Source organism: Arthrobacter ulcerisalmonis (assembly GCF_900609065.1).
In the GTDB taxonomy this organism is placed as follows: domain Bacteria; phylum Actinomycetota; class Actinomycetes; order Actinomycetales; family Micrococcaceae; genus Arthrobacter; species Arthrobacter ulcerisalmonis.
In genome coordinates this window covers 22,826-32,144 of record NZ_UXAU01000016.1, presented here as the reverse complement: position 1 = coordinate 32,144, position 9,319 = coordinate 22,826, and the positions used below count along the sequence as shown (strand labels likewise).

The 9,319-nt window shown below is 60.8% G+C and carries 3 protein-coding genes and 1 pseudogene; 3 read left to right on the top strand and 1 reads right to left on the bottom strand.

Features of this window, described 5'->3' with window-relative positions; all coding sequences use genetic code 11:
* Positions 1-212: 212 nt before the first annotated feature.
* Positions 213-1,319 carry an IS110 family RNA-guided transposase gene (locus PSET11_RS04915; RefSeq protein ID WP_124090998.1) on the top strand — a complete coding sequence of 369 codons (1,107 nt, stop codon included), beginning with the start codon at positions 213-215 and terminating at the stop codon, positions 1,317-1,319.
* A 395-nt stretch (positions 1,320-1,714) separates the two neighbouring features.
* A pseudogene (locus PSET11_RS04910) lies at positions 1,715-2,603 on the top strand (integrase core domain-containing protein).
* Positions 2,604-2,860: 257 nt separating this feature from the next.
* Here PSET11_RS04910 and PSET11_RS04905 read toward each other — a convergent pair.
* Positions 2,861-6,472, bottom strand: a complete 3,612-nt coding sequence (locus PSET11_RS04905) for an AAA family ATPase (RefSeq protein WP_203415908.1) — start codon at positions 6,470-6,472, stop codon at positions 2,861-2,863.
* 433 nt (positions 6,473-6,905) lie between these two features.
* Here PSET11_RS04905 and PSET11_RS04900 point away from each other — a divergent pair, with 433 nt between their 5' ends.
* Positions 6,906-9,029 (top strand): CHAT domain-containing protein, encoded by a 2,124-nt coding sequence (locus PSET11_RS04900; protein WP_124090996.1) that lies wholly within the window; start codon positions 6,906-6,908, stop codon positions 9,027-9,029.
* Positions 9,030-9,319: the final 290 nt, after the last annotated feature.

The following is a 9,319-nucleotide window of genomic DNA, read 5'->3' as shown; positions in this document are numbered from 1 at the left end:
GCCGGCTGACACCCATCGAGTTTGAGACAATAAAAAACGCGGCCTCAGCCGCGTAAGAAATTATCAACCCCAGCTGTCAACTAAACCTTCAGCAGTCCCGACTGGAACCTCGGGGTTCAAAGAGGTTCGTGGGTTGCCGGTCGGCTCTTTCCGCACGCAGGTGCGGGGTGTGAACTGGCAGAGCCACATTTGAACGTCTGGAGGTTCCAGCCATGAATAAGCGTACTTACGTCGGTTTGGATGTCCATGCCCACAGTGTGAAGGGCTGCGCGATAGACCAGGAAACCGGTGAAATCCTCCGTCAGAGCCTGGCCGGCAGCGAGTCCGGGGTTTTGGAGTGGGTTTCGGGTTTGCGTGGTCCTGTCCTTGTCGTTTATGAGGCAGGCCCGACCGGTTTCGGATTGGCTCGGCGGCTGGCCGCTGCAGGGATCGAGTGCTTGGTTGCAGCGCCGTCTAAGCTGCAAAGGCCTTCCGGGGACCGGGTGAAAACAGATGCCCGGGATGCTGAGCATCTTGCCCGGCTGGCGCTACTTGGACAGATCACGCCCGTGCGGGTTCCTGAAAACGCCGATGAAGCAGCCAGGGATCTCGTCCGTGCCCGTGAGGACGTCCGGGCAGACCTGATGCGGGCCAGGCATCGGATCTCGAAGCTTCTCCTTCGCCACGGACTGGTTTACTCCGGGAACAATGCCTGGACCGACGCCCACCACACCTGGCTGCGCCGGCAACACTTCGATAACCCTGCGCTGCAGGCCGCCTACGAGTCCAGCCTTGAAGCGGCGGAACTGACACTGGACCGCAGGAACCGTTTGGACGCGAAGATCACCGCCCTGGCCCTCACTGACCGCTACGCCCCGGTGGTCCGGGCGCTGATGTGTTTGAGAGAAATCTCGGTGCTGACGGCTTTCGGTCTGGCAGTGGAGATCGGTGACTGGACCCGCTTCAGCGGCAGCACTATCGGCTCGTATCTGGGCCTGGTCCCTTCCGAGCATTCCTCCGGTGCTTCCCGGTCCCAGGGCGGGATCACCAAGACCGGCAACACCCACGCCCGCCGCCTGCTGGTCGAGGCCGCCTGGCACCACCGTCGGCCCTACAACAACGTCAGCCGCGACATGCGTTCCCGCTGGAACGCGGCCGACGAAGCTTCCCGGGCCCGCGGCCACCAAGGCAATCACCGTTTGCACCGCACGTGGGACCAGTTCGAAGCCCGACACAAACGCAGGGTCATCGCCAACGTCGCCGTCGCGAGGGAACTGGCCGGCTGGTGCTGGTCCCTCGCCGCAGCAATCCAACAGGAACAGCCATGGACGGATGAGTAGATGTGTGCCGTTCCCGGCCTGGGCTCGATGGCTCGGCAGCGTGGAGGAGACCCGCGATACACCTATGGACAACCGGCGACCAACCGGTGACGCCCGACATTGCTAGACCACCGGCACCCCTCCAGCCGAACACCTCGTCCTGCGGTAACCAACCCGCGCATATCAGTCTGACAGCGCCGTCGATCAAGACGCGCCAGCCACCCCGGAACAGGACCCCGAACGAACACAAAACGAGCGGCCCACGACAACCAGCCGTGGGCCGCTCACCCTTGCCCTCTTGACAAGAATCCTCTACATATCAGGTGTACTCAGCCAGGACGTTGGTTACATCGTAAAAGGGTGAAGACCTCTTAGGTTGGTGGTTACCACACACACCGAACGACTAAGAGGTCTTCATGGTCCACCGTAATGCCCGTCTGACTCCTGCCGGTAGAGGCATCCTTGTCCAGCGTGTTCTGGAGGGCCGCCCCCTGGCCCACGTGGCGAAGGAAATGGGTGTCTCCCGGACCTGCGCCCACCGGTGGTTCCGACGTTATCTGGAGCACGGCTGGGACGGGATGGAAGACAGGTCTTCACGTCCGCGTTCCTGCCCGCACGCCACCCCCGCGAGGAAGATCGATGAGGTCCTCGCAGCTCGTGCCGAGCACCGCGAGGGCCCGGTTGTGGGAGCTGGACCCGATCAGCGGCGAACGCATCAGGGCAGGCCGGGCTACCGACCACCGCTACGAACGCGACACCGCCGTTGAACTGCTCCACATTGACGTGAAGAAACTCGGGAGAATCCCAGCCGGCGGCGGCTGGCGTGTTCATGGCCGGTCTGAAGCCGTGAAAGGCCGCGGACTCGGCTACGACTTTGTCCACGTGGCCGTCGACGACCACTCACGCCTGGCCTATGTCGAGGTCCTCCCGGACGAAAAGGGCCCGACCTGCGCAGCGTTTCTGGCCAACGCCGCAGCGTTCATGGCCGCGAACGGGGCACCCGTTCAAGAAGTCATGACCGATAACGCCCTGGCCTACATCCGGTCAACAGCCTTCGCGACCGTCATGAAGGACCTCGGCGCCAAACACCGGCGCACAAAGCCCCGCAGCCCGTGGCAAAACGGCAAAGCCGAACGATTCAACCGCACCTTGCAAGAAGGCTGGGCCTACAAGAACGCCTACGACTCCAGCAACCACCGAACACAGGCACTGACCGGCTGGCTAAACTTCTACAACCACCGCCGAAACCACGCAGCCCTCGAAGGACGACCACCCATCAGCAGATGCAACCAACCTGCTGGCTGAGTACACCTAGGGCGCATCAAACGGCCCGAAGGAATCACGCGCGTCATCGAAACCCGCAGAACGGCTCGGGGTTTCCGAAACTTCACCAATTACCGACTCAGAGGCTACTTACGTCCAGCGCCCGCCACCGGCACTGCCGAATTCAACAGACGAAGCATGCCTCGAGCGAAGGGCCGGTTAACGACTGTTCCTGCGCTCCTAAACTCTCAATTCGTCAGCGGCCAACACACATGCCTCGACTACGTCTGCTCCGCTCGTCACGGTTTCGATTGAGGCCTGGCTGGAGTGAGCTTTCTTGCTGCGCGGCGGCCACGAGGTCCGTCGGTCCCCTGCGGCTGGTGGGTGGGCAGGATCGTCCCAAAGATGGCCGAGGCGAGGTTCTTCCACGCCTGGGCATCCGCACCGTCGCGGTCGTCGGTCCACATCAGGATCCCTTTTGTTCCGCCTCCGTTATCGTGTGATGCGATGCCTTGGTCGGCGTACCACTGTTGCTTAAGTGACCACTTGCGGGCGTATGCGGGCAGGTCGAGCATGCCGGCATGTTCCCAGTAAATTGTTCGTCCGTCCGGGAGGGTGATCGTGAAGTCTGGTAGGACGGTTCGGCCGTCGGTGCCTGTGAGTGGCTTCTCGTACTCCCAATGGCCGGGCACGAGTTCGTCGAGGATCGCAGCGACGATGACCTCGTTCTTGCTAGCTACCGGGACGCCGTTCGCCGTTACATGCATCAGCTTTCGTTCGAATCGGCGCGATTCCCCTCGAACTTTAAGTGTGACCGGCTGGGGTGGGGCAAATAGGTCCGTGAGGCGCCGAGAAGTCTCTGATCGCCAGGGATTGGCTAGCTCGCGAAGATCCTCGAGCGTTCCTTCGTGGAGGATCACTACGTGGTCGCGTTGCCGGGTGAGCGCCGTGTACATGAGCTCGCGAGAGATATTGGTGCGCGCAGGCAGCACAAGGAATGTGGTGCCGAACTCTGATCCCTGCGACTTGTGTACCGTAACGGCCCACGCTAACTCCAGCGGCGGGTCATCGGTCGAAGAAGGCCAGTACGAGTACGTGACGGCAGGTTGGGAAGAAAACTCCACGCCCAGTTGCAGGGAGTTCTTTGGTCGCTGGGCCGCGGGGACGAGACGGCCGATCGCGACACCGATCTCACCGTTGGCGACATAGTCCAGTTTTTCAACGGTTTGGTCGCGCGTCCACCCTCTCATCAGGGAGTTGCGGGTCTGCATAACCTTGTCGCCGCGGGTAATCTGCTCGGGTCCGATCGGGCGCGGGACGTTTGACCGTCCATATTGCTTGGCGTAGCTAAGATCCGTCGTACGGTAGGTGCGCTTCAGGTGGCGGTTCAGTTCGGTGACGCCGAACGCTCTAGAACGGGTTGGAGACAGGATCTGCCATTCTTCTGCGTGTTTCCCTGCCCCGAGTTCCCAGTTCAGGTACTGACCGTTTTCCGTACCGCCGTAGGTTAACGCGAACGCGCGCTCTGGGTCATCGTTATTGGCGAGAGCCGGAAGGAAGCGTTGTAGCGCATCTGTCAAGGCCTCGACCGCGGTGCGGCCTCCCCAAGGTTCGTAGGTGACGGTGGGCGTTGAGGGATCCTGCCGCAGATCTTCCCAGATGGAATCGTCGGCGCCGCCCGAGCGGTCCCCGAACCAGCTCGCAAGCTGTAGGTCTTGCCTGACTCCGTCGCTGCCATCGGGCAACTGACGCCTGGTGACCGTCAGCTCCACGTACCCGGCGGCCACACGCCCAGCACCGGAGAATTCGTTAGGGCGCAACTCGGTCACTAGGTCAACGAACGGGCGCCCCGGACCAATCGGCGGGAGCTGGCGCGGATCGCCGACAAGGATGATCCGTTTGACCTCGCGGACGGCATCCAAAGTTGCCGCCAGCATCTCCTCGGTGAGCATCGAGGCCTCGTCGATGACGACGAGATCCGCCTGAACGCGGGTGCGGACGTCTTCAGTCGCACGGTATCGCACGCCGTCCCACCGGCCGGAACGTGCCAGGAAGCTGGCCAAGGTCTTGGCGGGATGCCCAACCTTGGTCTGCAACTGGACGCGGGCCTTACCGGTGGGTGCAAGTAGGATGACAGATCCGTTGACGATCCCGTCGAGCCCTACGAGAGCACGCAACAGCGTCGTCTTGCCGGTGCCTGCGGGGCCGATCAGCACGCTCAGCGGTGAAGAGAAAATCTGGGAAAGCCCAGCGGCCTTCTCGGCTCGGGCCCGTTCTTCGGTTGCGTCGGGTCCGCTGGTTGGCGACCTGGCGATAGTTTCGTCTAGCGATCGATCCAGCAACTCGCGGGCGGTGACTAATTCGCCGTAAGCGGGTTTGGCTCGCTGCTCTTCGACCCATGCACGGATAATGTAGGAGATGTCATCATGGCGCAGGCACTTCAGCCCGGCGGTGCCGTCCGCAAGATCAACGGCAAGTAGTGGCGACCATACCCCTGCGTCCTGCATGTTCCGCAGCGATGCATGATCCAGACCGAGGCCCTTGAGCACGACTGCAGAGAGTCGGGGCGGTTGGGTCAGTTCATATTCGGCAGCGACGTCGAGGGCCTCACCTTGCGGGAGCAGCGTGTCGCCATGAATGGCGCGGCCCTCCAGAACATCGATCAACAGCGCCTCGATGCGTCGACGGTCGAGGTTGTCATCCATGCGGGCCACATCCGGAAGTGGCGTTCGCCAAGTGACATGGGCAGGGGGAAAACAGGCCCGGTCGACGGTGGTGAACGGAACGTGTTCGTCCCGTCCGTAGGTGCAGATCGAGGCCCAGTACGGGTTTCCCAGCAACTCCTCGATCGTCAAGGAGACCGCCGTGTCGCCCTTCATTAGAGCTGTCACCTGAACCTGACTGATGTCCATGGCCGACAGGAGCCTGAGAGCCTCTTGTGTCTCTTGATCCTGCCCATTCCAGATTCGTCCGATCGATGGTCCGAGAACACCCTGCACGGCGGCACAGAAATGCGCACAATCAGCAAATCCCGCGGCAAGATATTCCCATGGGTCGGCACTGTCATCGCATGCCGCCACAACCGCGCGTGCTGCCACGTGAGGTCGTTCGACACCGAGATGTCCCAGCACCGCGGCCAAGCCAGGGACAGGCCCACGCAACTGCCACAGCCGCTCGAGCTGAGCTTCAACCCATGCCAGGGCCGTGTCCGGCAACGCTACACCGAGATCCTGGCAGGCTCTGCCTGCCGCCAAAAGACTAGTGAGGGCCTGGATTGCCGCGTCGTCACTGACATGTTCCGTGACGTATGAGAATTCGATGTCGCGGCCCTCAGGTGCCCATGCCAATGCTGCGGAGACGTCGGTGCCCGCGTCCAGGAGTGGCACCAGCTCCTGGTACGGCAGGAGGATCCCGTCGATCATGTCTGGGCGCAGGCTGTGCGTCACGATGGTCTCCCACATCGAGGAGTTGAAAGGCGGGTGCCCGCTCTGCCGCCATATCGGTGGCTGCATGACCTGGGTTATCCGCGCGGCGCCGACAAGGAGCCGTCCTGTGAGATCCCCTTCTTGGAACGGTGAGTGCTTGAGGTACATGAGCACCAAGGAGTCGTCAGCCACGACCGGGTCGAAGAACTCCCGGATGACCGCCTGCTGGTTTTCTCCATCCATTACCCACGCTGCGTCGTTCCAGCCCAACGCGTCATCGGCGGCGCTCTCGGCGTCCGGGTTAAAACCTCGGACCCGTCTTACATCCACCTCTTCATATAGGGAGCTTCGGTTCAGCCACCGGAATGGCACCGCTTCAAACGCGTAGCCCGGGACCTCAACGGGTGTCGGGTGCAGAGTTCCTTTGAGGGCACGATTGTTGCCGTAGGGATGGGTCTTGATGACCCGATAGCCGGTCGGTGACATGAAGGTCGCCCGCTCGCTAAGGCAAGGCAGCCTGCTGGTGTCCAGGGAGGTAATGGTCGAACCCGCATTGGCCTGTTCGTAGACATCGTCACGTCGGGTACCGATATTCGCAAGTAGGGTGCAGGAAGAGTTCCCCAACGGCGAGTCACAAACACGGTCGTCCCACGCCCGATCCCGCCACGGGACCCGCATCGAGAGATGTTGAACGCCGACCATGCCAACCGACCTTCCTATGTATAGCACTGCTGTTGATCAGACCGGACTGTTCCGAGAGCCAATCTAAGCACGTACGTGTTCTCCCTGAGCGCGGTTATACAAAGTTACCCAAGAGGAATAGAAGGCATGATTGCGACACTCTGGCCGCACCTGGCGAGATGCAAGAATAGTGCCCACAACCGTCAAGGGAGGCGCGGACTTTGGAGCAGAATTTTAGATGAGCGAACCAATCCTCTACGTGGTGGCGTTCTCCTCGGAGGACGCTTCGGATGCCGCTTATAGCCCCATCACTACTGATTGGGAGCAATCAGGCGAGGGCGGTACGCGACCGCAGCTACTATCCCGAGAGATCGTTCCAGCGCTTCCGGCTCTTTGGTATTGTCTTCATCTGCCCAAGAGTCCTCATGACATCGTTGATATTCGAATTAAGTACCTGCCTTGGCTGCAGGAGGCAGCGTTCGCGCACAACATACTGCTAGTGCCAATGGGTTTAGTGCGCCGAGCGGTGACAGGGATTCCGAAAGAATGGTCTCGCACCCTGCTGATAGGTCCTGACGATGAGCAAGCGGAGCTGGCTCGATTGGGCCGTGATCTTGGTTTCAGCCTGTCCCCGGCCGTATTCTCTGAGCTTTCGACCATTTCGTTACGGACCCATTGGAAGACCATCGCCGAGAACCAGTCTGCTTCTGTCTCGGCAGGACTGCGCAAAACCGGCATCGAACCTGTAACGGCATTGGAAACCGGGGGAATCGAACTGCCCATGCGTCGCCTCCTACGACAAGTCGGCAACAAGAACGTGGAGCTGCCGACAGATCCAGAGAGCATGGTTCTTGAGGCCTGGAGAATTCAAGCATTCGTCGCTGCACTCGCTCAGCTCGACTCCGAGAATGTCCCAATGGCAGAGGATCGATTGCCGTCGGAGTGGGAAGCCGCAGCGCAGCGGCTGCGGCGCCCACTCACGATCGGTCTTCCGGGAGTGTCCCCAAAGCAGCGGCGCCTGTACCAACTGAAACACGAGGATACTCCCGTCGCGGCCCCGGTTCGCCCATCAATCTTAGTTTGGCCTGAACGCTACCAAGATGCCTCCGATTCTGACATCGAGTCCTCGGTCATCGCACTATTGGTTGCGCATCAAGCGATCGCTGACGACTCCTTGGGGATAACGATGCCTGCCGTTCCGCCAAAAGCATTCACAGCCCTGGCTGCGTTAGAGCAGCACTGTGCCGACCTTGCAAAGCGTGGCCAAACCGCGCGTCCGTTGGCTGTCCGCAAACTGCTAAAACAGCTGAACAAGGCAATACAGCCAGTTTGGGAAGACCCCTTAGCGAACAACCTGATGCGGGCCTCCGCTCTCACCATCATCGGAAGTTTCCCCATCGGACTCAGCACTCCGCCGGGGTCATCTGACCCGCTCTCATGTTTGATGCCCGTTTCGTACCGGCCGCTCGTGCCCTTGACCAGATCGGTCCCGAATGCTTTGTTGCCACGACGCAACGCGCAGCTTGGCCAGGGGTTCAAGGTGCTAGTGGCCGAGTGCATTGTTGCCGAGGATCCGGTCGGCCAAGCATCTCGACGGGCTTGGGGAGCGGTCTCCGAAATGTTCTCCCGGGACGATCCTCGATCATCAATGACATACCAAATGACCTTATCCGTTGATGATTTAAGAGATGCGATCGCAGAGCACCAACCAGACGTTCTGGTAATTAGTGCCCACGGCTTTTACAACCCCGCGCAGAATGTGGCGGGCATTCAAGTCGGAAAAGGATTCTCATTCGGCGTAGACCTTGGTCCGCTGCCGCCGTTGGTCATTTTGAGCGCCTGCCACGTGGCGCCGAGAGGGACCGGCGCCGTTACGATTACAGATCTTCTTCTGCGCGAAGGCGCCATCGCCGTGCTAGGGACACTGGTGCCCGTCAACGTAGTACACAACGCGGTGTTGATGCAGCGCTTTTTCGTCTACATGATCGAAGTTCTGGCCGGCCGAGCGGACCATAAGTCGGTCCGCGAAGTATGGCATCGCGTTCAGACGAGTAACGCTGTCCACGATGTAACGTCTGGACATCCGATGTTTGAAGAGTGGTTCATGACTCGACCTCCTGCCGGGGGTCCCTCACCGCACGAACTATTCAAGCTCGGAGGTTCAACGAAGCGACTCCGTCGCGGGAACGTCTACGGTGATACGGAAGCCCGATTGTTAGAAATCGCCGACGGTTTCGGGGACAAGGATCGCGTTACAAACTGGCTGAAGCACGATTATGTTCCGGAGTCTGCCTTCTATTGCTTCATCGGTGATCCGGATCGGATTCATCTGCAACCGCCTACAGATCCGTCCAGTATCTAGCTGACATACGGCGAAGACCGAAAGCGAGAGTGCTTCGGCGTGTGCGTGGTCGTACCACCCCCGATCCGAGTAGTGCACAGCGTCGGCAGAACCTCAACCCCGATCATTGCCATGGCGCCCTCCACAGGCGGGCGGCATCCCCGGCCGTGGCCGCGCACCTGGAACTGGTCATCCGGAAGAGCAGTCGATGCGGTTCCATTGCTCCTGGGGCGACAGGATCGGCCGGGCGGAACCTGGAGGCCCTTCATTCCCTGCACAGAGCTGAGGGCCGGCTAACAACAACCATCAGC